Annotated in this window: 24 protein-coding genes; 6 read left to right on the top strand and 18 right to left on the bottom strand. The window is 48.0% G+C overall.

All coding sequences use genetic code 11. From position 1 onward, the window contains the following. Positions 1-5 precede the first annotated feature (5 nt). Positions 6-95: a K(+)-transporting ATPase subunit F gene (gene kdpF, locus BM017_RS20065; RefSeq protein WP_003218754.1), complete on the bottom strand. Its 90-nt coding sequence runs from the start codon at positions 93-95 to the stop codon at positions 6-8. 402 nt (positions 96-497) lie between these two features. Here kdpF and eat point away from each other — a divergent pair, with 402 nt between their 5' ends. Both eat and BM017_RS20055 read left to right on the top strand, forming a co-directional pair. Continuing rightward, positions 498-1,862, top strand: coding sequence for an ethanolamine permease (gene eat / locus BM017_RS20060; RefSeq protein ID WP_092247616.1), 1,365 nt, complete (start codon positions 498-500; stop codon positions 1,860-1,862). Between the two features lie 112 nt (positions 1,863-1,974). Further along, entirely contained in the window at positions 1,975-2,142 is a 168-nt protein-coding gene (locus BM017_RS20055; protein WP_003172675.1) for a DUF2897 family protein, read from the top strand. A gap of 8 nt (positions 2,143-2,150) precedes the next feature. Here the strand turns inward: BM017_RS20055 and BM017_RS20050 are convergent, their stop codons facing one another. Next, entirely contained in the window at positions 2,151-2,999 is an 849-nt protein-coding gene (locus tag BM017_RS20050; RefSeq protein ID WP_092247613.1) for an urea carboxylase-associated family protein, read from the bottom strand. Positions 3,000-3,014: 15 nt separating this feature from the next. After that, the gene (locus tag BM017_RS20045; protein ID WP_092247610.1) at positions 3,015-3,659 is read right to left on the bottom strand and encodes a GntR family transcriptional regulator; all 645 of its coding nucleotides are present in this window, start codon (positions 3,657-3,659) and stop codon (positions 3,015-3,017) included. 121 nt (positions 3,660-3,780) lie between these two features. On the opposite strand from BM017_RS20045, the gene BM017_RS20040 reads away from it, so the two are divergent. Further along, positions 3,781-4,359 carry a TetR/AcrR family transcriptional regulator gene (locus tag BM017_RS20040; protein WP_092247607.1) on the top strand — a complete coding sequence of 193 codons (579 nt, stop codon included), beginning with the start codon at positions 3,781-3,783 and terminating at the stop codon, positions 4,357-4,359. Between the two features lie 19 nt (positions 4,360-4,378). Here the strand turns inward: BM017_RS20040 and BM017_RS20035 are convergent, their stop codons facing one another. After that, positions 4,379-4,711 carry a ComEA family DNA-binding protein gene (locus BM017_RS20035; protein ID WP_092247604.1) on the bottom strand — a complete coding sequence of 111 codons (333 nt, stop codon included), beginning with the start codon at positions 4,709-4,711 and terminating at the stop codon, positions 4,379-4,381. A gap of 725 nt (positions 4,712-5,436) precedes the next feature. Between BM017_RS20035 and gmd the strand changes: the two genes are divergently transcribed. Genes gmd through BM017_RS20020 form a run of 3 tightly spaced genes read left to right on the top strand, consistent with a single transcriptional unit; the run spans position 5,437 to position 8,642 of the window. Beyond that, positions 5,437-6,522: a GDP-mannose 4,6-dehydratase gene (gene gmd, locus BM017_RS20030; protein WP_092247601.1), complete on the top strand. Its 1,086-nt coding sequence runs from the start codon at positions 5,437-5,439 to the stop codon at positions 6,520-6,522. 6 nt (positions 6,523-6,528) lie between these two features. Then, positions 6,529-7,473: a GDP-L-fucose synthase family protein gene (locus BM017_RS20025; protein ID WP_218189507.1), complete on the top strand. Its 945-nt coding sequence runs from the start codon at positions 6,529-6,531 to the stop codon at positions 7,471-7,473. After that, positions 7,470-8,642 carry a DegT/DnrJ/EryC1/StrS family aminotransferase gene (locus BM017_RS20020; protein ID WP_092247598.1) on the top strand — a complete coding sequence of 391 codons (1,173 nt, stop codon included), beginning with the start codon at positions 7,470-7,472 and terminating at the stop codon, positions 8,640-8,642. Before BM017_RS20025 ends, BM017_RS20020 begins: the two co-directional genes overlap by 4 nt. A gap of 113 nt (positions 8,643-8,755) precedes the next feature. Here the strand turns inward: BM017_RS20020 and BM017_RS20015 are convergent, their stop codons facing one another. From BM017_RS20015 to BM017_RS19950, 14 genes are all read right to left on the bottom strand, one after another. Beyond that, a complete protein-coding gene (locus tag BM017_RS20015; protein WP_092247595.1) occupies positions 8,756-10,750 on the bottom strand; it encodes a polysaccharide biosynthesis protein in 1,995 nt (664 codons plus the stop codon). A 109-nt stretch (positions 10,751-10,859) separates the two neighbouring features. After that, positions 10,860-11,870 carry an MraY family glycosyltransferase gene (locus BM017_RS20010; protein ID WP_092247592.1) on the bottom strand — a complete coding sequence of 337 codons (1,011 nt, stop codon included), beginning with the start codon at positions 11,868-11,870 and terminating at the stop codon, positions 10,860-10,862. A gap of 41 nt (positions 11,871-11,911) precedes the next feature. Then, positions 11,912-12,868 (bottom strand): NAD-dependent epimerase/dehydratase family protein, encoded by a 957-nt coding sequence (locus BM017_RS20005; protein ID WP_092247589.1) that lies wholly within the window; start codon positions 12,866-12,868, stop codon positions 11,912-11,914. 1 nt (position 12,869) lies between these two features. Next, positions 12,870-13,955: a glycosyltransferase family 4 protein gene (locus BM017_RS20000; RefSeq protein WP_256575323.1), complete on the bottom strand. Its 1,086-nt coding sequence runs from the start codon at positions 13,953-13,955 to the stop codon at positions 12,870-12,872. A gap of 11 nt (positions 13,956-13,966) precedes the next feature. Then, on the bottom strand, positions 13,967-15,001 hold the full coding sequence (gene galE / locus BM017_RS19995; RefSeq protein ID WP_092247583.1) for a UDP-glucose 4-epimerase GalE: 1,035 nt from the start codon (positions 14,999-15,001) through the stop codon (positions 13,967-13,969). Between the two features lie 18 nt (positions 15,002-15,019). Further along, positions 15,020-15,832 (bottom strand): glycosyltransferase, encoded by an 813-nt coding sequence (locus BM017_RS19990; RefSeq protein WP_092247580.1) that lies wholly within the window; start codon positions 15,830-15,832, stop codon positions 15,020-15,022. After that, positions 15,792-17,201 (bottom strand): mannose-1-phosphate guanylyltransferase/mannose-6-phosphate isomerase, encoded by a 1,410-nt coding sequence (locus BM017_RS19985; RefSeq protein ID WP_092247578.1) that lies wholly within the window; start codon positions 17,199-17,201, stop codon positions 15,792-15,794. Before BM017_RS19985 ends, BM017_RS19990 begins: the two co-directional genes overlap by 41 nt. A 244-nt stretch (positions 17,202-17,445) precedes the next feature. Further along, complete coding sequence (locus BM017_RS19980) at positions 17,446-18,309, bottom strand: alpha-1,2-fucosyltransferase (protein ID WP_092247575.1); 864 nt, start codon at positions 18,307-18,309, stop codon at positions 17,446-17,448. Next, on the bottom strand, positions 18,306-19,643 hold the full coding sequence (locus BM017_RS19975; protein ID WP_092247572.1) for a hypothetical protein: 1,338 nt from the start codon (positions 19,641-19,643) through the stop codon (positions 18,306-18,308). The genes BM017_RS19980 and BM017_RS19975 overlap by 4 nt, the downstream gene beginning before the upstream one ends. Beyond that, positions 19,643-20,833: a hypothetical protein gene (locus BM017_RS19970; protein WP_139212924.1), complete on the bottom strand. Its 1,191-nt coding sequence runs from the start codon at positions 20,831-20,833 to the stop codon at positions 19,643-19,645. Before BM017_RS19970 ends, BM017_RS19975 begins: the two co-directional genes overlap by 1 nt. Before the next feature lie 51 nt (positions 20,834-20,884). After that, a complete protein-coding gene (locus BM017_RS19965; RefSeq protein WP_092247566.1) occupies positions 20,885-22,159 on the bottom strand; it encodes an O-antigen translocase in 1,275 nt (424 codons plus the stop codon). Next, a complete protein-coding gene (locus tag BM017_RS19960; protein WP_092247563.1) occupies positions 22,159-23,286 on the bottom strand; it encodes a DegT/DnrJ/EryC1/StrS family aminotransferase in 1,128 nt (375 codons plus the stop codon). The genes BM017_RS19965 and BM017_RS19960 overlap by 1 nt, the downstream gene beginning before the upstream one ends. Beyond that, complete coding sequence (locus tag BM017_RS19955) at positions 23,283-23,747, bottom strand: acyltransferase (protein ID WP_092247560.1); 465 nt, start codon at positions 23,745-23,747, stop codon at positions 23,283-23,285. The genes BM017_RS19960 and BM017_RS19955 overlap by 4 nt, the downstream gene beginning before the upstream one ends. After that, positions 23,731-24,144 carry a sugar 3,4-ketoisomerase gene (locus BM017_RS19950; RefSeq protein WP_092247557.1) on the bottom strand — a complete coding sequence of 138 codons (414 nt, stop codon included), beginning with the start codon at positions 24,142-24,144 and terminating at the stop codon, positions 23,731-23,733. The genes BM017_RS19955 and BM017_RS19950 overlap by 17 nt, the downstream gene beginning before the upstream one ends. Between the last annotated feature and the right edge of the window lie 397 nt (positions 24,145-24,541).

Below are 24,541 nucleotides of genomic sequence, written 5' to 3'. Positions count from 1 at the left end.
AGCTCCTAGTTCCGATCCGCGCGTAACAGCGCAACCAGCAGATAAATGAACAGCGCCACGGCCAATAGCAGTGACACCCCGTCCAGAACGCTCATGGAAGTCTCTCCGTTTAGCGGCGAGTGCCGCGTGTGGGGCAATTGTCGGCAGGAGTGGCGTAAAGGAACGAGAGCGAGGGTGTGGGCGGGGCGTAAAGACGGCGTAAAGAGTGGGTTTATGCGGGGTTTACAGGGAGGGTTGTGCTGGATTGGAGGGCCCCATCGGGGGCAAGCCCCCTCCCACATGTTGACCGGTCTACGCAGGCCAAGTGTGGGAGGGGGCTTGCCCCCGATGAGGCCCTGCCAGCCACCCCCGCACTTATCTGGTGCGACACCGGAAAATTTCAAACGCCAAACCATCCCCCAGACGACAGTTGCGCCGCTTTACGACACGGTTGTGAGGCATGGCATGTCCGCTGCAACACCTTGAATCATTCCAAACCGTTCAGGGAGCGCATCACGATGAACACACAACTCAAACCCACCTTGGGCACCCTGCACTTATGGGGCATCGCGGTCGGGCTGGTGATATCCGGGGAGTACTTCGGCTGGAGCTATGGCTGGGGCGTCGCCGGCACCCTGGGCTTCCTGGTGACCTCATTGATGGTTGCCGCGATGTACACCTGTTTTATCTTCAGCTTCACCGAACTGACCACCGCCATTCCTCATGCGGGTGGGCCGTTTGCCTACAGCCGTCGTGCCTTTGGAGAGAAAGGCGGCTTGATCGCGGGGCTCGCGACCTTGATCGAATTCGTCTTTGCGCCGCCTGCCATCGCCTTGGCCATCGGCGCCTATCTGAATGTGCAGTTCCCGGCGCTGGACCCCAAACACGCGGCCGTCGGTGCGTACGTCGTGTTCATGGGCCTGAACATCCTCGGCGTTAAGCTCGCCGCCACCTTCGAACTGGTGGTGTGCGTGCTCGCCGTCGCTGAATTGCTGGTGTTCATGGGCGTAGTGGCGCCCGCCTTCAGCTTCAGTAACTTTGCCCTGAATGGCTGGGCCGGTTCCGATACTTTTGGCGCACCGGCGATTGCCGGCATGTTTGCCGCAATTCCCTTCGCCATCTGGTTCTTCCTCGCCATCGAAGGCGCCGCCATGGCCGCCGAAGAAGCCAAAGACCCCAAGCGCACCATTCCAAAGGCCTACATCAGCGGCATCCTGACCCTGGTGATCCTGGCCATGGGCGTGATGTTCTTTGCCGGCGGCGTGGGTGACTGGCGCACCCTGTCCAACATCAACGACCCACTGCCACAAGCCATGAAAACCGTGGTCGGCGACAGCTCCGGCTGGTTGCACATGCTGGTGTGGATTGGCTTGTTCGGCTTGGTGGCCAGTTTCCACGGCATCATCCTCGGCTACTCGCGCCAGTTCTTCGCCCTGGCCCGCGCCGGTTACCTGCCGTCTTTCCTCGCCAAACTGTCGCGTTTTCAGACACCCCATCGCGCAATCATCGCCGGCGGCGTGGTCGGCATCGCGGCGATCTACAGCGACGGCCTGATCAACCTCGGCGGTATGACACTGACCGCAGCGATGATCACCATGGCGGTATTCGGCGCCATCGTGATGTACATCATGAGCATGCTCAGCCTGTTCAAACTGCGCAGGACCGAACCGCTGCTGGAACGCACCTTCCGTGCGCCGGGTTACCCCATCGTGCCGGGCATTGCCCTGGTGCTGGCGGTGGTGTGCCTGGTGGCCATGGCTTGGTTCAACGCGCTGATCGGGCTGATCTTCCTGGGCTTTATGGTGGTGGGGTTCGCCTACTTCCAGATGACTGCGCAAGACCGTGCCGATGCACCGGCGGATGCGATGTTGACCGGGCTCTGATCTACTGCGAGGCAGAACGGGCCTACACTGAACTAGTAAGAAAGCCCGTCACTCAAAGCAGTCATTACCGTGGGAAAACTCTCCCGCGGCAATCTGCCTCAAGGAGAGCCTTATGCCGTGGTATGCGTGGTTGATTATGGTAGTTGCGATCGGGTCGATCGTCGGTGGACTGATGATGCTGCGTGACAGCGCCAACAAAGTGGAACTCACCGACGAACAACGCAAGCGCGTGGCCGAGCGCAACGCCCAGGCGGATGCCAAGGATGCGCAGGATCGCTGAGCCTTGGGCTACTCCCAATCCGCCTTGGCAATATGCAACCCGTGCTGCCCCTTGTAGGCAGCACGTTCCGGCTGGCTCCAGCCATTGAGCAACGCATCCTCCAACGTGTAGATCTCAACCCCCAACGGACGGCATACCGTCAGCGGGTCCTGCGCATCCGGCCCCCACATCGGCAGCGACAAATCCCCACCGGGGCACGTCGACAGCGCGCATAGCAAATCAATCTCGGCAAAGAACTCCAGGTAGTCGCCCTTCTGCGCGGGGCAGGCCTTCATGAAGTACATGTCGTCGTGATTTAGACCGGTGCACTGGAAAATATTCAGCACGTCATGCACGTCGAATTCCGTCAGACCGTGAGGCAACACCGCGCGTGTCAGGTTGGAGTGGCAATGGTGATGGAAGTCCTCACCGGTGAGCATCCGATTCACATAGGGATCACAACGTGTGCCAAGCAAATCATGCAGCCGCCCGCCGTGCTCATCAATGCCGTAGCTGGCCAGGCTGTCATCGGTGATCGTCACCAAAGGCCGCAGGAATGGCAGGTTCGACCACAAGCGGTCATGGGTGCTGACATGGGCGCCCTGCAACTGCCGGGTGCGAGCCGCCCACAGGCGCTCACGGGGGTCATTGGCATTCCATACGTTGAAATCACCCACCTGCGGGCCGACCGGCGTGGTCACACGGAACACATGTCCGGCTGGCACCTTCCACGCCCTGCCCGTACGAATCGGCACCTCAAACTGCTCGATCAGCGTGCGCTGGTCTTTTCGATCACGGATGCGCTCGTAAAACGCTGTGTCGACCTGCAACGCCGAACCTTTACTGACCTGATAAGCGGCCGGATAGTCTTTGTACATGGTGCGGATCCTCGATCAGGGGTGGTTAAACAAAGCCAGGGACAAGCGTTCCGAATCATCCAGGTAGAGGCTCATCGCCTCCCCCGCCGCCGATTTATCCTGCCGGACCAATAACGTGTAGATCTCACGATCACGCTCCAGCCACGGCGACTGGAAGCGCCGCTCATCGGGCGCGGCGCAGAACACCAGCCGCAGCTGGGCGATGACCTGGGCAAAAAACTCATCGAACAACGGGCTGCGCATCAACCCGACGATGTGCTGGTGAAACACCAGGCTATGGGTGGCGACCGCACGCCAGTCTTCGCGCTCGCGGGCGAGGGTGGTGGCGTCGATGGCGTTCTGCATGCGCCTGGATTGATCTTCTGTCAGAGGGCCGCTCTGGGCGATGGCCTGCAACTCCAGGGTGCGGCGCACGACAAACAAATCCCGCACTTCCTCGCGCGCTACCCGCCGGACCATCACGCCTTTATTGCGCACATAACGGGTCAACCCTTCTTGCCCAAGGCGGTGCAACGCTTCACGGATCGTATTGCGCGATGCGTTGTAGGCGTTGACCAGTTCCACTTCGACTAATGGCATGCCTGGCAGCAATCGCCCGCCGATGATGTCGGCGCGGAGCTCCAGGGCAATCTGGTCGGCGAGAGACAAACTGAGTGTCATGGTTACCTTCACGATTGTTGAACAATCCTTAGTGGGCAGGTAATCACTTTTCATGCCAACGTGTCAGCATGTAAAAAGATTCAAGTCGGTTAAAATGCCAGCCTGTCACTGAGGCCCACCTATGCGTTACTCATCCGACCACAAAGCCAAGACCCACCAACGCATCATCAAGGAAGCCTCGGTACGCTTTCGTCGCGACGGGATCGGCGCGACCGGTCTGCAGCCGTTGATGAAAGCCCTGGACTTGACCCATGGCGGTTTCTACGCGCACTTCAAATCCAAGGACGAACTGGTGGAAAAGGCACTGCAAGCCGCGGCTGCCGAGCTGGATGCGCATTGCGAGATACTGTTCAGCCAGGAACGGCCGCTGGAAGCATTCATTGATAGTTACCTGTCTGAATGGCACCTGATCTCGCCGGCTGAAGGCTGCCCATTGCCAACCATGTCTTCCGAGTTGGGGCTGAGAGGCCAACACAGCGCGACTACAGATGCTGTGCTCGGCGCAAGGCTTCAGCAGATTGAGACAGCGCTGGGGGATGGACAACGTGATGCACAAAGCCTGGTGATGATGTCGACACTGGTGGGTGCCCTTGTGCTGGCTCGAAGTGTCCAAGACTCGGCAATGGCGATGCGCATCATGGGTGTGGTGCGGGGAAGCTTGAAAACCCAGGTTTCACAAGATGAAAAAGCCGGCCAATGACCGGCCTCCCCTCATTGGATTAGTTGATGACAAGCCTATCGCGATTCTTTTCCAGCAGAGCCTTGCCGATCCCCTTAACTTCCAGCAACTCATCCACCGCAGTGAATGGACCATTGCTTTCACGATAGGCAACGATTGCTTTGGCTTTGGAGACGCCAATACCGAAGAGGTCGCGGCGCAGGGTTTCGGCGTCGGCAGCGTTGAGGTTGACCTTGGCGGCCTGATCTACCTTGTTCATCTGTGCAGAGATCGGCGTTTGCGCCTCGGGTCTACTGGCAGGTGCTGCTGCGCTGGCGACGGAGAGGCTTGTGAGAAAGGCAAATATAAGGGACGAGATGTAAGTGATTTGCATCGGTGACGCTCCATGACATAGTTGAGAGAGCAGCTTTTCCGAAGCTGCTTTTCTAGGGTAGGCGATGGAGGAAAGCTGTCAAAAATAACGCAGTTACAGAGTATGTGGAAGCTAAAAACAGATGACTAATGAGCAAGAAAAATGCATGCCCGTGCGCCAATGCTCATTGAGACCATGAGCACATCTACAACACTTGAAAAAATAACCTCCCAGTCCTCGCATCAGGTAAAATTGGTCAGAAGCGCGAAGTCAGGTGTAAAGTACTATGTTGACTTTGACTGCAGCGAAGCGGTGCGCCGCGAAAGCTCGCGAGACCACTATCAACAGCCTAATGCATAAGGTTTTGCTATGCGGTATGAAAATAGAGGGTCCCTTTTGCAAGGCCGTACATTTAATGACAATTCAGGTAAACATCTTGATTTGAACATACTCTCAGTCTTTTATTTTCCCGGAGGCTAATTAGGTCATGCGAATATCAGCTCTCCAAGCTTTTAACCAAGCAGATCAATGATTATGACTGCGCACAATCTTAGATTAGAAATGGGATGAAACGCCGCGTAATGGAGGGACTATTACGAAGTAAATTTACATCGACCAAATATAGACTTACGTACGCCCTCTGTAAGATCTTCGAGTTTAAAAAACGGACCGTCTGAACTAGAAACCATCGAGTAAGCTCAGACAAATCCAGCCACTAAATCCAAAATACAATTATGGAAGAGAACATGACTAAAAAAGCACTTATTACTGGCATCACAGGACAAGATGGTGCTTACCTTGCTGAACTTTTGCTGAGCAAAGGTTATGAGGTACACGGGATAAAGCGACGCAGTTCGTTATTTAATACTGCCCGAATTGATCACCTGTTCCACGACGTACACGACAAAGGTCACCCTTTTTTCCTCCATCATGGAGACATGACTGACTCATCCAGCTTGACTCGTATCATTCAAAAAGTTCAACCAGATGAAATTTACAACCTTGCAGCACAAAGCCATGTTGCCGTTTCGTTTGAAGAACCAGAATACACCGCAAACTCTGACGCACTCGGCTCCCTGAGAATTCTGGAAGCCATTCGAATTCTTGGCCTCGAGAAAAAAACTCGCTTCTATCAAGCCTCCACCTCAGAACTTTATGGCCTGGTTCAAGAAACTCCCCAGAAAGAAACCACCCCGTTTTATCCGCGTAGCCCTTACGCGGTCGCCAAGCTCTATGCGTACTGGATTACCGTCAATTACCGTGAAGCCTATGGAATCTACGCTTGCAACGGTATTCTCTTTAACCACGAAAGCCCGATTCGCGGTGAGACTTTTGTTACTCGCAAAATCACCCGCGCACTCTCCCGCATCAAGCTTGGCCTACAAGAGTGCCTCTATCTGGGCAATATGGACTCACTTCGAGACTGGGGACACGCCAAAGACTATGTCGAGATGCAGTGGCTGATGCTTCAACAGGAAAAACCTGAAGATTTCGTAATCGCAACCGGTGTGCAATACAGCGTACGAGACTTTGTAAACGCTGCAGCCAAAGAACTAGGTATCACCATCACTTGGAAAGGTGAAGGTGAGGATGAAAAAGGCTACAACGAAGTCGGTAAATGCATTGTAGCAGTGGATCCCCGCTACTTCCGCCCAACCGAAGTTGAAACTCTATTGGGGGATGCATCCAAAGCTAAAGAGAAACTTGGATGGACTCCGAAAATCACGTTTGAAGAGCTTGTCAAGGAAATGGTACGTGAGGATCTGAAAAGTGCTGAACGGGATGAGCTGATCAAAAAGCATGGATACACAACCTTCAGCTACAACGAATAACTCTATTTGGCAATCTACCAGATGAATAAGATGCGAATATTGTTGACGGGCGGCGGCGGGATGGTCGGGCGCAATCTCCTCGAGCACCCCTGCATTGAAGACTTTGAAGTTCTTGCTCCGCGTAGTAGCGAACTGGACTTACGTGATTTCAACGCAATTCAAAAGTATCTATCTGAGTCCAAGCCCGACTTGATCATTCATGCGGCCGGAAAAGTGGGTGGTATCCAAGTGAACATCAGAGAGCCTGTGGGGTTTCTGCTGGACAACCTTGATATGGGCAGAAACATTGTATGGGCTAGCCGTCAAGCAGGCGTAAAGCGCCTAATAAACCTAGGTAGTTCCTGCATGTACCCGCGCAATCATTCCGAGCCTCTCAGCGAAGAAATGATTTTAAAGGGCGAACTGGAACCGACTAATGAAGGCTATGCATTAGCAAAAGTTACTACAGCACGCCTTTGCGATTACATCACACGCGAAGACTCGAGCTTTCAATACAAGACTCTGATTCCTTGCAATATTTATGGTCGTTTTGACAAGTTCGACCCTGCGCACTCACACCTGCTACCCGCGATTATACATAAGATTCACACAGCGAAGATAAACAATGATTCAAATGTCGAAATATGGGGTGACGGGACTGCCCGACGTGAGTTCATGTATAGTGGAGACTTGAGCGACGCCATTATGCAGGCATTACGGAAATTCGATTCCCTGCCCCTGAACATGAACGTGGGTCTTGGGCAGGATCACTCAATCAATGAGTACTATCACGCTGTAGCTGCAGTAATGGGATACAGCGGTCAATTCGTACATGACACTACCAAGCCGGTAGGGATGGCGCGCAAACTCGTGAATATCGAGCGTCAGACACTGTGGGGTTGGAAGCCGCACCATACCCTGCAAGAGGGTATTGAAAAGACCTACAGCTATTATATGGAGCATCAACAATGAGTATTAATTTTCCGCTAGCCGCTTCTTCTTGGGAAAAAGAAGAACTCGACGCAATGCAACGCGTTATAGCCACCGGCATGTTTACAATGGGCGAAAATGTAAAAGCATTTGAACAAGACTTTGCGCAGTTTGTAGGCAGTAAACATTGTGTAATGGTTAATTCTGGCTCGTCCGCAAACCTCTTGATTATTGCCGCTCTTTTTTACACTAAAAACGCCGACTTAAAATTGCAACGCGGCGATGAAATCATTGTACCGGCCGTTTCGTGGAGTACCACTTACTACCCGCTTTACCAGTACGGCTTGAAGATTAAGTTCGTTGACATTGATCTCCAAACCTTAAACTACGACCTTGAACAACTTAAACTCGCTGTCACCGATAAGACCCGCGCCATTATGGCCGTAAACCTTCTTGGCAATCCGAATGATTTCGCACGCATTCAAGAGATCATCGGTAAGCAGAAGATTGTCCTGATTGAAGATAACTGCGAGTCGATGGGAGCATCTTACAACGGAAAACAAGCTGGCACCTTCGGTATTATGGGTAGCTTCAGTTCCTTCTTCAGCCACCACATTTCGACGATGGAGGGAGGTCTGATCGTAACCGATGACGAAGAGCTGTATCAGATCCTGCTCTCCCTGCGAGCCCATGGCTGGACTCGAAACCTGCCTAAGCAAAACTTAGTATGCAGCGATAAGAGTGATGATTCGTTCGAAGAGTCATTTCGCTTCGTTTTACCTGGTTACAATGTTCGGCCGCTTGAACTCGAGGGCGCACTAGGTGTGGAGCAGGTAAAACGCCTGCCCACTCTAATTCAGGAGCGACGTAAGAATGGTGCTCTTCTACAAGCAGCAATGAAAGACCACCCGGAAATCATCATTCAACGAGAGATTGGCGAATCCAGTTGGTTTGGTTTCAGCTTGGTGATACGCCCGGGAAGCAAGTTGACACGCAAGTCACTTGTTGAAAAACTGAACGAACTCGGTTTTGAGTGTCGCCCTATCGTAGCTGGAAATTTCGCAAAAAATGAAGTTGTAAAGTATTTCGACTGCGAAGTTCATGGAGAACTGAAGAACGCCGAGCATATCGATAAATTTGGCCTATTCGTTGGCAATCATCATTATTCGATCTCGGAAGCTTTTCCACTGCTTAACAGTATTAAAGCCTGATTCAGCTGCAAAGCTTAAAAGCACAAAGTGCGGAAAACTTACAATGATGGCAATAACAGCAACTAATTGTAAGATTTTCCGCACCGGCTATCTGGAATCCAACTCTCCGAGCTTCAGGGCTCAAAGCGGCGTTGCTGATAGATCCAATCAACGATTTCCCCATCAGGACTATAACCACTGACTGTTTCACGTAGTAGTTGGCGGACACGAGCGTAATCGTCTTTATCTACTGCCACAAGCAGCTCGGCGAGTTTAATTTTGAGAGACTCCCAGGATAGATAATCTTCGTTGGCACTCATAATCATCGGGTGTGGCGTTGCGACGACATTGTCACCAATGAGCAGTTCTTCGTAGAGTTTTTCACCCGGCCGCAAACCCGAAAACTCAACTGAAATATCTCCATGAGGGTTTTTCTCTGAGCGAACACTCAAGCCAGAAAGGTGAATCATTTTCTCCGCCAGTTCGATAATTTTTACCGGTTCCCCCATATCCAAGACAAAAACGTCGCCCCCTTGCCCCATGGAGCCAGCCTGAATCACCAGCTGCGCTGCTTCAGGAATGGTCATAAAATAGCGCGTGATTTTAGGGTGAGTAACAGTGAGCGGGCCACCCGACTTAATTTGCTTATAAAATAATGGGATAACCGAACCTGAAGAACCGAGAACATTCCCAAAACGAACCATCGTAAAGCGAGTCTTGTTAACTCGCGAAACATTAGACTTTTCCCCGAACAAAACAGGAGCCACCTCCTGACTGAGAGCCTGCAGCGTCAACTCTGCTAATCGTTTCGTGCTGCCCATAACATTAGTTGGTCGAACAGCTTTGTCAGTAGAAATCAGGACGAAGTTCGCGACTCCCACCTGCAACGCTGCTTGAGCGGTGTTAAGCGTTCCCATTACATTATTTAATACGCCTTCTGCAATATTATGCTCAACCATGGGTACATGTTTGTACGCCGCAGCATGATAAACTGTATCAACGCGCCAAGCCCTCATGACGTCGATTAGCTTTTTCTCATTACGCACTGAACCCAAAATCGGAAGCAACCTGACGGGCAAAGAATCCCTAGCAATTCGCAACTCTAACTCTGATAAAATACTATAAAGATTGAATTCGCTATGCTCGAACAGCAATAACGTTGTTGGATTTGAATTTAGTATTTGCCGACAGAGTTCAGAGCCGATCGAACCGCCTGCACCAGTGACTAGAACAGATTTCCCTTTTATACAGTGCTCCAACAACTCGTTTTGAGCAGGCACTGCATCTCGTCCGAGTAAATCCGCAATATCAACCTCTTGAATGTCATCTACTTTTACGCGCCCACTCGCGAGATCCATAAATCCAGGAACACTGCGGACATGCAAAGGAAAGCCTTCAAGAAAGCCCAGAATCTCTCGACGGCGAGCGCGATTTGAAGACGGAATTGCAAGCAAGATTTCTTGAGCGCCAGTGACATCAATCATGCGCTGAATATGTTTTGGCTTATATACCTGCAGTCCAGAAATCACTCGATCGGAAATACTGGAGTCGTCGTCAATGAAAGCAACCGGACGCATGACACGTCCCATACGCAACGCTGCAACTAATTGGTTACCCGCAGCGCCCGCACCATATATAGCAACCCTGGGCAAACCATCCTCACGGCTGGTAAAGGGTACATGTTGTGCCGCAGCAAACCAATCACCAAGAAAGTATTGACGCATTGCCAGTCGCAGTCCACCAACCAGGATCAAACTGAGCCACCAATAGTTAAAAATGATTGAACGAGGAACTACATTTTGGTGATTACTATACCAGTAGACAACAACCCCCAGAATTAACGACGACAAACTGACAGCTTTAATAATCGCAATAAGTGCATCATTGCCAAAATAGCGCATTACTGCACGGTACATTCCAAAGCGTATAAAAAGCGGAATTGCCACGATGGGTGCGGTCAGAAACAACCAAAAATGCGTGGTAAACGGGTTAACCAGCTCGTCCAAACCCAAACGCACCAGAAAAGCCATCCATAGCGCGAACCAAACCAGCAAAATATCAGCAGCGACTTGGAGGATGCGCTTTTGCCTACGCGGTAAACTCAGCAAAAATGCTCTCATTTTGTCCATAATTTACAGCACCTTACGAAGCTCCTGTCGCTAATGCCACAGGTCATTAATTGCATTTTAACCGACCTAATGACGGTTATTTTAAAGTAATATATCTCGACCACAAAACTTAACCATCTTTACCTGCACGACATTTATAGACCAGGATGACCAAAGGCACATAAGCAATAATCACGCCCAGAAGACTATTTAGTTCAAAAACAGCAATGCAGATAGCTATCGGAAACAACCAAAGCGTGTTGATAGCAGCAACAGCCCCTGTCACCGAAAGATGGTTACCAAGTTTACGTGCCGCATGCTGATAAGCATGACTTCGATGAGCCTCATACACCCGGCGCCCTTGCAAAAATCGAGAACATAGAGTGAACGTCGCATCGACTATAAAAACACCTAAAAGAACCAACCATACCCAAAGAAAAGTCGGACTTTTCCAAGCAGCATAAAGCGAGAGAACCCCCATCATTAGACCGAGAAACCCACTACCCGCATCACCCATAAAAATGCGCGCCGGTGGGAAATTCCATATGAGGAATCCAGCGACAGCCATTGCCAAGAGCAAGGGTGGCCCAATTAAACCGGGAAAGCCTGTTAGCCAGTAGATAACGCAAACCCCAACACAAGTACAGATAGCCTCAACGCTCGCGAGTCCGTCTATACCATCCATAAAGTTATATAGATTCAACAACCATACAAGATAGAAGGCAGCCACAATTACGCCGAACCACTGAAGATCAATAACTCCTCCCCAGTACCCAATCGGTGGGAGGCCCCCCAGCCAACACAATGCCCAGGCGGCGCACAGAAAATGACCGAGCAAGCGCCACCGAGCAGCGATATGACCATGATCGTCAAGAAAACCGAGTACAGCGACGCCTGTACCAGCCCCGATTATCGACCAAATCAAGGACCATTCCGATTCCCCGGTAACACCAAAGAATGGTAAGAACAGCAAAAAAATCAGGACGATCGCAACACCGCCGCCTCTAGCCGTAGGAACCGAGTGAGAACTGCGCGCGTTAGGCACATCGATGAGGCTACGACTAATCGCGTATCGACGAATACCCCCCGTCAGCAAAGCGGACAAAATGACAATAGCAGGATATAAAAGCCACATACTCATAAAAAAGACACGTCCTTGAGGCTACGGATTAATAGTTGGCATCATGATCTTAATGTTAGGAACTCGCGACCACATTTTTGTAATGCAAGCTCGGGAGACAGCGGTGGTGTCCATTCAAGGAGCGATCTGGCTTTGCTCGAGTCAATCGTGAGAGACTCACATAACTGTGTATACATACCCTGTCTGCCTATCAAACTCGCCCCCCATCGCATCAGGGCTGGCGGACAGGGTAGCAAACGGGTTTTCACGCCCATCCCGAGGGCTAGGTGGACAATTATCTCCGGAGTAGACAGAAAAATACCGTCAGAAACCAGAAATAGCTGATTAGCGGCGGATGGATGAGTGATGCATTGACGCAAAAAATGCACCAAATTTTCTAACGCTATCATGCTTCTGGAGTTTTCCACCCAAGCAAAAGGCAAAGGAAAACCGGATGATACCAATTTGAGCAGCCGCCCAAAGTTCCCAGGAGCCTCAGCCCCGTAGACGAGTGGCGGACGAACGATGACCCACTCCATTGTCGAGCCTTCGGCAACCTGACGTAATGCCTCCTCGGCCTCGAGCTTGGAAACGGCATAGTCTGCATGCGGTAAGGGAATAGAACTTTCGACAAAAGGCGTATTCATCGTTCGCGCGCCATTGACCCCAATTGAACTAATAAGGATGAAGCGCTTCACCCCCGCTTCAAGTGCCTGTCTAGCAATCGCGCTGGTTCCTGCAACATTGACTGCTCTGAACTTATCCAGTGCGTTTGCGGGTAACTCGCCCATGACATGAGCACGGCCAGCCAGATGGACAACCACATCCACCCCCTCAAGCGCAGGTGCCCAATTAACCTGTCCGGAGATATCGCCAACAACTACTACGTCAACGTTTCGCTCAGTGGCCCCCTGAGGATGACGCACTGCCGCCAATACATCAATGTCATCAGAATCTGTACATGCATGAATCAAAGCACGGCCGACGAATCCGGTAGCTCCCGTTACAAGAACACGCATATCACACCTTTACCACTTCTGAATAAACGGTAATTGTTCGCTGCAACATTAGCTCAAAAGTGAAGTCACTAGAAAACCTTGATTTACCCAAAATTCCCATCTTTGAGCGCAACTCCCGCGAGCCAATTAACGCATCTAACGCGTATACCAATCCCTCATGATCGTGCTTAGCGACCAAAATCCCTGTCTCCTGCTGCTTTACTGCCTCTGGAACACCGCCAACCCCCGATGCGATGACCGGTAGTCCAGAACGCATAGCTTCCAGTACAGTCAACGGTAGTCCTTCCCAATTTGATATAAGGCAAAAGACGTCAGATCTGGACAGCCGTTCGGATACATCAGAACAAGCGCCCGGGAAGAAAATTTTATCTGCCAAGTCGAGTTCGGCAACGAGCTGCTTTACTTTTGACATAGTGGGCCCATCCCCGACAAACTCCATAGCCCAATCATTACGAGTCAATGAGGCCAGGGCACGAACCAGAAAAGCATGATCTTTGGGCGCATCGAACCTTGCAACCATTATAAGCCGAGTTATTTCGGATGCGACTTTTGTAGCAGAACTGTCCTCTACGGAAGGCATTCCATTATGAATGGTGACAATGAGATCCGCACTTCCCACGCCCGACCTCAGCGCCAACAAGCGATCATAATCAGAGACAGTAATAATTTTATTCGCAAGATTGGCGACAGCGCGTTCAATCCAGCGGTATAAAAACCGCCGAGACGCTGATACGCCTTCGGTAAAAGCCCAACCATGCGCGGTGAATAAACATGGAACGGACAACTTTTTTGCAACCAATCGCCCTATTATTCCGGCTTTCGATGAGTGCGCGTGAATCAAATCCGGTTTCCAGGCCGACACGATGCGCTTTAGTTCCAAATAGCAGCGAAAATCGTTGATAACGCTCAAGGGACGGACCAAATGATTCGCGGAAACACATGCAAGCCCCCGATCTTTAGCGCGCTCGATAAAGACACCCTCGCCGCCTACAACTATAATCACTTCATGCCCTGCCTCTTGGACTCCGCTGGCGAGATCAAGAAGATGAACGCTCGCCCCTCCGATAACGTCGGAACGGGTAATCACATATAAGATTCTCACCCTTCTTCCTCCACATCATAACCATGAGGATTTCGGGATTGCCAACGCCAGGAATCTTCAACCATCGCCTTCAAATCCAGAGTTGCGGCCCAACCCAGGTCCCTCTTTGCTTTAGAGGGATCAGACCAACAAGCAGACAAATCACCAGGCCTACGTCCGAGGTACTCAAACGGTATGTTCACTTGGCTAACCGTGGAAAAAGCCTTGATTACTTCAAGAACCGAATAACCTCTCCCTGTACCCAAGTTCCATAAAAAGCAACCGTTGTGTGAATCAAGATAGCTCAATGCAGCCAAGTGCCCCTTGGCTAAGTCCACTACATGGATGTAGTCCCTAATACCAGTGCCATCAGAAGTAGGATAATCATTGCCAAACACACTCACAGAGGGCCTTAGCCCCACAGCCACCTGGCTAATGTAAGGAAACAAATTGTTAGGGGCCCCCTTGGGATGCTCCCCTATCAGGCCACTTGTATGAGCACCAACGGGATTAAAGTAACGCAAAACAGCAATAGACCATCGGGAATCAGCATGAGCTAAATCAAACAAAATTTGCTCAACCATCAATTTGGAATGCCCATACGGGTTGGTGGGGGACGCAGTACGTGAATCTTCGCGGAGCGGCATCTCAAGAGAATTACCATACACTGTAGCAGAAGAGCTGAACACCAACTTATAAACACTCATTCTGGCCATAATCTGAAATAGAACAATGGACCCGAGCACATTATTATTATAGTACTTTAAAGGCTTTTCAACACTTTCACCGACCGCTTTGACGCCTGCAAAATGAATTACAAAATCAATTAAATAGGTGTTAAATATTATTGTGAGCAATTGAGCATCACAAACACTTCCATTAAAAAATACAGGACTAACACCGGTGATATTTTTAATTCGAACCAGTACTTCGCTGGAGCTATTACTGAGGTCATCTAGGACCACCACTCTATAGCCCGCCTGAAGACATTCCACAAGTGCATGAGAACCGATATAACCTGCCCCTCCAGTAACCAAAACCGTTTTCAAAATTTCACCTCACACCAAAAACTATTTTTTTGACTTAAAAAAAACTTTAAACACGGAAAAAAACACACTCACGAGCTTTTTAAAACCAGGCTCAATCAGGAATTCTCTAAAAAAATATGAAGCAACCTCCGCATAGGCTTGACGGCTTCCTTTTGATTGGAAATCTGAAATTCTGTAATCAATCATTGGAAACGATGTAAATACACACTTTACATCTGCACGCTTGGCCAACCTGATCCAAAGATCATAGTCCTCGCTCTGAAAACCACCCAGATATCCTCTTGCAGATAGGATCAGATCTCTCCTAATTACCATTGCTGGATGGATAAAAGGGTTCGAGTACGTGATTTTAGAACGCCAATCCTCCTCCCTTAGAACTCGAACACCGACCACATTACCCAAAGCATCAATGACCCGACAAGATCCAGCAACGATGTCCGTATCCAAGTCTTTTTGAATAATCTTGTAAGATTCCGCAAGCCTATCAACATGACAAATGTCATCACTGTCAAATCTGACGATATAAGTTCCAATCGCACTGTTGACGCCAAAGTTAAGATTGAAGGATAACTGGCCTATTTCTGTTCGAAACAACACAATTCTCGGGTCTTTTATTGCGGCTACCGAATCATATAACTCATCAGTACAACGATTCAAAACGATTATAAACTCAAACGAACTGAAATTTTGTGCTAGAACACTTTCAATGGCCTGATTAAGATAACCATCATCACGATTACAACACATGAGTACACTGAAAAACGGCGTCTGAGCATCCTCTACCTCAACCATTTCAGCTACGCCCATAATTATCTGAAAATCGGATAATGTCATCCTCCCCCAGGTAAGAGCCTGACTGCACTTCAATAAGCTCTAGCGGTATTACACCTGGATTTTCGAGCGCGTGGACCCCGCCTATTGGGATATAGGTAGATTGGTTTTCAGTGACAAGATAGGTTTTTTCCCCGTTAGTAACTTTTGCAGTGCCACTAACGACAATCCAATGTTCAGCGCGATGGTGGTGCATTTGTACAGACAGCTTATGTCCTGGCTTCACTGTAATTCTTTTAACTTGGTAGCGCTGCCCACTATCAATAGCATCGTACATACCCCAAGGCCTGTAAACCTCACGATGTGATATATGCTCTCTCCTTGCATCTGCCTTTAGTTTCTCAACTACTCTTTTTACGTCCTGAACATGATCCTTGTGAGCTACAAGTACAGCGTCCTTGGTTTCAACGACAATCAGATCATTGACGCCAACCGTAGAAACCAGACGACTCTCTGAATAGACGTAACTATTTGACGTATCTATCGAAATCACATCACCTTCTAGCAAGTTTCCATCTTCGGAACGGCTACCCGCCTCCCACAACGCGGTCCACGAACCAATATCACTCCAATTGGCATCAAGTGGCACCATGACAGCTTGAAGGGTTTTCTCCATCACAGCGTAGTCGATCGAGTTATCAGGGCACCGCAAAAATGCATCCCGGTCGACCCGAGTGAAATGCATGTCCTGTTGCCCTTTGGCCAACGCCTCGCGACAACAGGAGACAATTTCGGGCTCAAAGGTCTGTAGCTCCTCCAAGTAACGACTTGCCCTAAACATGAACATTCCGCTATTCCAGAAATAATCGCCGCCAGCAAGGTAAAGCTGCGCAGTCTCGGTATCTGGCTTCTCAACAAAGCGTGTAACTTCAAACCCTCCTTTTCCGACTGAAGCACCCTGCCGCAGATAACCGTAACCTGTTTCTGGCCTTGTGGGCGTGATACCAAAGGAAACGAGTTTACCCGCCCCTGCAAGTTCCGCCGCAATACGTATTGCGTCTTGGAAGGCTTCGGTATCCTGAATCAGATGATCCGCAGCCAACACCAACAACAGAGGGTCATCGCCTCCGGCGGTCGCTTGAAGAGCCGCCAAGGCAATGGCGGGAGCCGTATTACGGCCCATTGGTTCCAACAGAATATTGATATCTTCAAGACCAAGCTGGCGTAACTGCTCCGCAGCTAAAAACCGATGCTCCTCATTGCAAATCAACTGCGGTGAGGCATGAGTCAAACCTTCCAAGCGATGAATTGTGGCTTGCAGCATCGAAAATTGGGTGTCTACCAGCGGAAGAAACTGTTTTGGGTGAAGCTGACGAGACAATGGCCACAAGCGAGTCCCCGAACCACCTGCCATAATAATTGGAACAAACATTGATATCGTCCTTTGATTGCCTACCAGAAGGCGTAATGACACCACATACGAACCCGAACGGCATGGCGAGTTGGGAAGCAATAGGGCAAATGCCCATTGTCACTCATCAGCACATTTTTTTGAACGTACAAAATTGAGGCAGAGACTACGAGTTACCCATTATGCGAGTATACCGGCGATTTTCAAGCCAGAGTTCTGACTCTCATGACTTGGCAATCACTCAGCAAAGCATACCTTACGGGCGTTACTCACTCAAAATATAACTCCAGCCAATCAGCTGATTACTCATTTCGCTCTGGAATGGGAGATTCACGCGAGGCAAGTAAACAACCGGGTTGTTGCTGAGACTTAAAAATGCAGCCCACCAAGCGAACGTGCTAGTGCCTACTATATAATCTTTACAACAAATCAAGCTCAAAAAATCCGCGATCGCAGGCTTCACTTCATTTCCAAGAAGCCCACAGATTTCAAAATCTTGTCCCTTGAAGACCTCTTTACACCACTCCCTATCATCCGTGAATATCACGAAACGACGACCTTTGAAACTCTTGATTGCTTTTAAATAATAATCCTCGCCCATGACTTTATGACGAGGATCTGTTGATAGTAAAAAATCGCCTCGACGAACATGAACACCAACGCTGCCGGAGTAGAGCTCTCTGCCCTTTGCCAACAATACAGAATTTTTCTGAAGAATCAGCGACTTCAGCTCATCCCTGAAATAAAGAGCGCTTTGGACATACTGAAAGTAACCAAAATGAAATTTCGAATTTATCGCCTGGCAGGCTTGATCAAAGTTGGTATCCGCATCGTAATCATAAAAAAGATGATCACCTAATCGTCTAATATTCAACTTTCTAATTATGAGTCGAATAACCTTTGCAAAAATATTATCCTCAAAAAAAATACAACTTTCCGATGACTGATCATGATCAAAATCAATCAGATCCGACAGACGGATACCTCCATGAATCCCCTTACTGAGCAGTCTCTTACTATTACACGCAACCTTAGAACTAGACACAGACTCGATGTACCTGGCCCACGCCAGCTGAAACAGTTGATTTCCCAATCCGCCTTGGAGCATAACGCTAACATGCATATTCATTTGAAAACCCTACGATATCTTTTTATATAAGTCATTACTATAGCCATGACCATCAGCACCATTGAAACTTGCAAGAACTTAAATAAAAACTCATACATGCTTGAGCGCGAAAAATACACGAGATTTGGTAAGACCGAGAGAATCAAAAAAATAACGCCGCCATGGTTCCCACAGGCAGATCTATTGTCTTTATAAAAAGCAACCGCTCCATCTAACGTACGCACCAAACATCCAAAAAGAAGACACCAAAATATATAAAAAAACCATCCCTGATAGTAGGCTTCAGCAAAGAAACTTGTAGAAAAACCACCACTGACAAAGTTTATATGACGAGCCTGATCAACACAGACACCAAAAGCTTCATTCGTCGAGTTCAAACATTCACGCACCGCGTTACCAAAATTAACAGCGCCATATAAAACCTCGAAAGAAGCACCTTGCCCATGCAATGTTTGAGATATCTTATCTACCACTCCAGTAGCGACCTCAAAACCCAATCTATACTCGAGCAATATATTCGCAAAAATCAATGAGCCCAGCCCTAACGCCACTAGAAATATGTAATTGATCCGCCGCTCCAACCCGTATACAAAAACAAACAAAAATAAATAGACAAAAAAATAGCCGCGAAGGCCGATCATTAAAAAGCCTACTGCAAAAAATACCCATATGAACGAAATAATTAAAAGTCGATTAGAGTTTTTTCCAAAAATACCCCACAACAACAAAATATTTTTCGCAATAAAAAATGTTAATATGTGCGCATGAAACTCAGGATTTTCCAATGCTGCGAAATAATCGCCGACCATATACTTGCTAGCTAAAACATAAGACTTGCCCAAAAAGTACATACCACTGCACGACGCAAGAAAAATTATAAAACCACTTGTGAGGCGAGACAAAGTAAACACCGGAAATTCTACCAATGCCCTGGATAGCCTTGAAGTAAGCCTTGAGCTAAAGAAGTGGCCTGAAAATATAAATATACATCCCATCGCCAGGATAACGACAGATTTTCGAACTGAGCTTTCGCCCAGCACTATTCCCGCTTCAACAATGTCTTTATCAAAAATTAATGTCAAAAACGGACGTGCCCACATGAAAAAAAATATCGAAATCGATACCAGCGATGTAATATTTAAAGGGTTCTTGTAAGCCCCCTGAAAACAGAAAAAAACCAAAAGAGCAGTAGTAGAAACCAAAAATATATTAAATAGGAAAGCCTCGACACCACCAGTCTCCTCACTTATCGACAGAGCCACCAAGACAGTCAGTATAAAATTGAACAGCAAAAGAAAACCAAATGCGAGTTCATTCCGCTTGACAATAATCATTAAGCCCGCCTCAAAATAATCTTGGTGGCCGCCTTGATTTTTTTAAGCATAAAAAGCTCAAAAGACTTTACATATAACATATACGAGGGCAGACTTTTTCTCGCCACGACATCTAGTTTTTCAAATACTAGTTCAGCATCAAAAAACTTCGAATATTCGTAGGCAGCATCTGAAAGCTCACTGGCGCTGTTAATAAATTTATCGAGTAAAATATTCATCTGACTTGATGGTTGTACCGGCCTGATTCCTGCGTAACTAAGTTCTCCCAGAGAGTAACCTTTAGACTCTGAAACCCACCTATATGAAGGCATCTGTAAATCATCTCTGCGAGCTCTAGGAGGAACTACTATAGTGGGAATTTTATTTTTGGCCGATTCTAATGACGACGTTCCCATCGCAAACATCAAGTCGATATTTTCTCTAATAAATCCACTGAGCTTTGCTTTATCAATGAAGGGAATAAGGTGATATTCAATACTTAAATCAGTAGAAACGAGCTCCTTCAAAGCCTCAATAGCATCACCATTTCCGACGATATAAAAAACAATTTTTCCGTAGCGCTTTAATATCTCTTCTTGAAGCGCACGAATATCAAGTATGACTCGCTCCAAAGCATAGAATTTGAAATCCATATCAACGCGACCAACCCACCCTAGCCGAAGAATATTCGTTGGAGCGCTATATTCAAAATATTCAGAAGGACTTTTATCTATGACAATCGGGCAAATCAAATCTTCTAACTTCTGATCAAAACTCAAGCCGCCAATATCAGCAAACGCCCCAACCTCGTCAGTAAAAGCTATAGATTTGCTATTAAGAAACGTAGCTAACCCGCGCTGGGATCTTGCCTTCAGCGCCCTTATGACTTTGGCTTTGAGGTTGTTGGAGGTAATGTGCTGGGAGTACTCCTCATCAGCAATGGACACGTATGCGCCGCGAAATGCTGCATACCCCATACACCATATGCAGACATGCTTAAACTTTACAGATGATACTGAAAAAAGCCAAAGCCGGCTGACCTCGGAGGTTGGAAGAAATACAATATCGTATTCCTTCAGACCCGGCCTTTCAGCCGGCGTGATGATATCAACGTAGCAATGGTTTAATTTCAACCAACTACTGAGGCGCGCAAGAAGAAAATCCGTCCCACCAAAACGCCCCTGAGTTAAAATCAATACTGTCGTCTTCACCACAACGCTTTACTCCGACGCTTTTTAAAATATTTTGAACTAGACTAGTAGCTAATTTTTATTTTCCGTAAAACCCTGTCGATCAACTAATTTACGCCATATAAAAAAAGCCATAACCAGCCAATAAAGAAAGTAGTTCACAGCATGTGCTATTGCGACCCCTTGAAATCCATATATCTTGGTAAAGCCCCATGTAAATGCTACAAAACCAGCTGCAAAAATCACTTCCGAGCAAATAAATAGTTTCATCATGGCTTTACCCAACATAAGATAAGCCAAAACCCACCCCCCTATCTTCAAGGTATCGCCAAGCATTTGCCAGGCAAACAGTTCACGCATAGGTGAAAAATCCCCGGTGAACAATGTAACAATGATAAAGTCTCTCATCAGGTAAATAATCAATGCACTAACAATAGCAATTGGCAAAATGACTCGATACCCTTGTACTATTTCACTCCTGATTTCATTTGCGCCTTTAAGCTCAGACAACCGGGGCAGGTAATACACACTCAATGTGGTTGTCACGAGCATTAAGTACGCAGCACTTAAACGCCACATTGCCTCCCAATAACCAGCCGCCTGCAAACCAAACGTTTCGCCAAGGTAATCACGAACCAGTATATGGCTTACGGGAACACAGGCCGCCGACGTAAACGCCATCAACGCATATTTACTCAAGTTTAGGGCAACGGCAGCGTCAATACCGGAGAAGAAATATGAAACTCTAAACCAAGGAGCTCTATAGCACAGCGCCAGCGTAACAACGAAAGCAAAAGATTGATAAACTGCAAGGGCAATCAAAGCTCCATATAGGCCAAAGTTCATAGCCATGAATGCGGTGATTACAAGTGAAAAAATACTTCCAGCTATATTAGCGAGCACATAGGTTGCTATTTCTTTCCGCCCATTTAGGACAGCCAACAATAGTGCGTTAAACGAAAAAAACACAAGCGAGACCGCAAAGCATATGAATACTCCGCCATACCCCTCGCTGCTCAAAAACCAACTCGACAGTGTTTTGTTACAAAAAATTATGATAAACGCGCTCAGCAAAGACCCTATTAGCGCTATTGTCCCTGCGGTCCCCCATACTTTGCGCTGCGATATGTGATCCCCGACATACTCCGCAGTATATTTTGTGACGCCAGTATTAACTGCACCACTTGCAAATGTCGTGATCATTTGGATAGCGTTCTGAAATTGCCCAAGCGCTGCATATCCACCTGGGCCAACATAGATAGCAAGAACCTTGTTGACCCCCAAAAGTGTCAGCATTTTTATAGCAACGGCAATGCTATTCAACAAGCCTGTGCGTATTAATGTCATTAGATGCTGCCGACCCGAAAGCTGTTACAGGCCGACACAACTTTCCACGCCTCTTCCAAGGTTAAAGTAGGGCCAAGTGGAAGGCTCAAAACTTCATCATGGATCAACTCTGTAATGGGCAATGATAATCCTGACATATGGGTATATGCTTTTTGCTTATGAATCGGTACTGGGTAATGAATGAGTGTTTGAACTCCGTTATCTTGAAGATGTTTTTGTAGTTCATCGCGATGGGCGGTTCGAATGACGAATAAATGCCAGACGTGCTCTGCAAATTCCTGCACGCATTTATCTACTGGCAATGGTAAAATTAGGTTTGGGTTTTTGATACCTTGTAAATATACGTCTACAATCTCACGTCTCCGTGCTGTCTGCGCATCCAGATATTTTAGCTTCACAGACAGCACCGCTGCCTGTAGTTCATCTAAACGACTATTTACCCCTCGATATATATTCTGATATTTTTCATGAGATCCGTAATTACGAAGAGCACGCAACACTTGAACCAGTTCTTCATCGTTCGTTGTAATGGCCCCTGCATCTCCAAGGGCTCCTAAGTTTTTTCCTGGGTAAAAACTAAAACCTGAAGCATCCCCCCAAGCCCCCGCCTTCTTCCCCTGGTGAGTTGCCCCGTGAGATTGCGCGGAATCCTCAAGCACCAATAACCCATGTTTCTTTGCGACCGTAAGCAAAGCTGGCATATCCGTAAGTAACCCATAAAGATGTACAGGTAGCAAAACCTTTGTTCTCAGGGTAATCGCGCTCTCAATATTGCTTACATTTAAATTGTATGTCGCAGGGTCTGGTTCAACCAAAACTGGGACGAGACCGTTTTCAGTAATAGCGAGAACACTTGCTATGTAAGTGTTTGCCGGAACAATTACTTCATCACCATCCCTAAGGCGACCCAGTTCTTTCCAGGCCCGTAACGTCAGGCTTAATGCGTCTAAACCGTTAGCTACTCCAACACAAAATTTAACGCCGCAATATTCCGCGAACTCTTGCTCAAAGCGTTGCAACTCAACCCCACCGATATACCAGCCAGAGTCAATTACGCGGGCGCATGCCTCCAGTAACTCACTCCGCATATCGTGATTAATTGTTTTCAGATCTAGAAACTTGATCATACCGTTAGATACCGAATTATTTTAGCTGGATTACCGACTACCACGGAGAAATCAGGCACGTCTTTCGTCACAACGGCGCCTGCACCGACCATAGCGGAACGCCCAATAGTAACGCCAGGCAAGATAGTTGCATTAGCACCGATGCTTGCACCAACCTTCACCGTAATACCTACAAATTTCTCCGGGTAAACTTTCGAACGAGGCATCGAATCATTAGTAAAAGTTGCGTTAGGTCCGATAAACACATTATCTTCAATGCGAGTGCCATCCCACAAAAAGACACCAGACTTCAGAGTCACGTTATCACCAATGACTACATCTCCTTCAACTAGCGTATGCGCGCAAAGGTTGCAACCTTTACCAATCTTCGCGCCCTCAAGCACAACACAAAACTGCCAAACACGTGTACCCACGCCTATATCACTACTTTTTACATCTGCAAGCTCATGTATTTTCGGCATAACTTACAAGACCTATAAACTCTGAATAATCTCGAATATAGTCCTGCTCATTATAATAATCACTGGCCAGGACTAAAAGAACGCAATCTGATGAAAAATCATGCATTTCATGCCATATCATTTTATCGATAAATATTGCCTTACTTGAGCTATTCAATAGAACTTGCTCGCTGGTTATGCCATTATTCATCAACATACGACACTGACCCGAAACACAGATTGCTGCTTGCTGTAACTCTCGATGAGCGTGAAAACCGCGAGATACCCCTGGGCGTGTTCCCATCAGAAAATAAACGCGTTTAATGTCAAACGGCACATTTTTTTGCGCTTCTAAAACTACCAGCTGCCCACGCTCATCGCCTAGAACTTGTAAGTCGACCAAGTCTACCAAACTCATTTAGATCCCTCTCAAAGCAGCTTTCATGTCAATTCGCCAGCACGATGCCAGATCGTAGGGAAATATTTATTATTAGACCACGAAAAACCCCACATGCCAAAAAACCAATGTTCTTTTGCAGCGATGAGTGGGTCGGCTCAAAACAATTCCTTGCCGCTGCCCTCTGTCGATTTACCAGTAGTCGCGTCGCTGAGGACACGTGGCGAGTACCGCAGCTCTTGGTGCTGGGGAGCCAGCCCTTCCAGCAGAGAGGTTCCGCTCAGTTTGTATCGACCTCTGTGAAGGGCATCATCGCTTAACTAGCTAAAGGTAGTCACCTAGTCCATACGATGACTTCGGCTATTCAAAGCCGTGGACAAAGCATTTGCTTGAGTCCCGATCATCAAACGACAGCTGC

Origin of the sequence: Pseudomonas sp. NFPP04 (assembly GCF_900113815.1) — a bacterium.
Taxonomy (GTDB): Bacteria; Pseudomonadota; Gammaproteobacteria; order Pseudomonadales; family Pseudomonadaceae; genus Aquipseudomonas; species Aquipseudomonas extremorientalis.
Note: the sequence above shows the minus strand (reverse complement) of the source record. Positions and strands in the feature narration are given on the sequence as shown.

Excerpts from the sequence above, each read along its gene's own strand:
- kdpF (WP_003218754.1), bottom strand. The coding sequence starts at position 95 with ATGAGCGTTCTGGACGGGGTGTCACTGCTATTGGCCGTGGCGCTGTTC.
- eat (WP_092247616.1), top strand. The coding sequence starts at position 498 with ATGAACACACAACTCAAACCCACCTTGGGCACCCTGCACTTATGGGGC.
- BM017_RS20055 (WP_003172675.1), top strand. The coding sequence starts at position 1,975 with ATGCCGTGGTATGCGTGGTTGATTATGGTAGTTGCGATCGGGTCGATC.
- BM017_RS20050 (WP_092247613.1), bottom strand. The coding sequence starts at position 2,999 with ATGTACAAAGACTATCCGGCCGCTTATCAGGTCAGTAAAGGTTCGGCG.
- BM017_RS20045 (WP_092247610.1), bottom strand. The coding sequence starts at position 3,659 with ATGACACTCAGTTTGTCTCTCGCCGACCAGATTGCCCTGGAGCTCCGC.
- BM017_RS20040 (WP_092247607.1), top strand. The coding sequence starts at position 3,781 with ATGCGTTACTCATCCGACCACAAAGCCAAGACCCACCAACGCATCATC.
- BM017_RS20035 (WP_092247604.1), bottom strand. The coding sequence starts at position 4,711 with ATGCAAATCACTTACATCTCGTCCCTTATATTTGCCTTTCTCACAAGC.
- gmd (WP_092247601.1), top strand. The coding sequence starts at position 5,437 with ATGACTAAAAAAGCACTTATTACTGGCATCACAGGACAAGATGGTGCT.
- BM017_RS20020 (WP_092247598.1), top strand. The coding sequence starts at position 7,470 with ATGAGTATTAATTTTCCGCTAGCCGCTTCTTCTTGGGAAAAAGAAGAA.
- BM017_RS20015 (WP_092247595.1), bottom strand. The coding sequence starts at position 10,750 with ATGGACAAAATGAGAGCATTTTTGCTGAGTTTACCGCGTAGGCAAAAG.
- BM017_RS20010 (WP_092247592.1), bottom strand. The coding sequence starts at position 11,870 with ATGAGTATGTGGCTTTTATATCCTGCTATTGTCATTTTGTCCGCTTTG.
- BM017_RS20005 (WP_092247589.1), bottom strand. The coding sequence starts at position 12,868 with ATGCGTGTTCTTGTAACGGGAGCTACCGGATTCGTCGGCCGTGCTTTG.
- BM017_RS19990 (WP_092247580.1), bottom strand. The coding sequence starts at position 15,832 with ATGACATTATCCGATTTTCAGATAATTATGGGCGTAGCTGAAATGGTT.
- BM017_RS19985 (WP_092247578.1), bottom strand. The coding sequence starts at position 17,201 with ATGTTTGTTCCAATTATTATGGCAGGTGGTTCGGGGACTCGCTTGTGG.
- BM017_RS19980 (WP_092247575.1), bottom strand. The coding sequence starts at position 18,309 with ATGAATATGCATGTTAGCGTTATGCTCCAAGGCGGATTGGGAAATCAA.
- BM017_RS19975 (WP_092247572.1), bottom strand. The coding sequence starts at position 19,643 with ATGATTATTGTCAAGCGGAATGAACTCGCATTTGGTTTTCTTTTGCTG.
- BM017_RS19965 (WP_092247566.1), bottom strand. The coding sequence starts at position 22,159 with ATGACATTAATACGCACAGGCTTGTTGAATAGCATTGCCGTTGCTATA.
- BM017_RS19960 (WP_092247563.1), bottom strand. The coding sequence starts at position 23,286 with ATGATCAAGTTTCTAGATCTGAAAACAATTAATCACGATATGCGGAGT.
- BM017_RS19955 (WP_092247560.1), bottom strand. The coding sequence starts at position 23,747 with ATGCCGAAAATACATGAGCTTGCAGATGTAAAAAGTAGTGATATAGGC.
- BM017_RS19950 (WP_092247557.1), bottom strand. The coding sequence starts at position 24,144 with ATGAGTTTGGTAGACTTGGTCGACTTACAAGTTCTAGGCGATGAGCGT.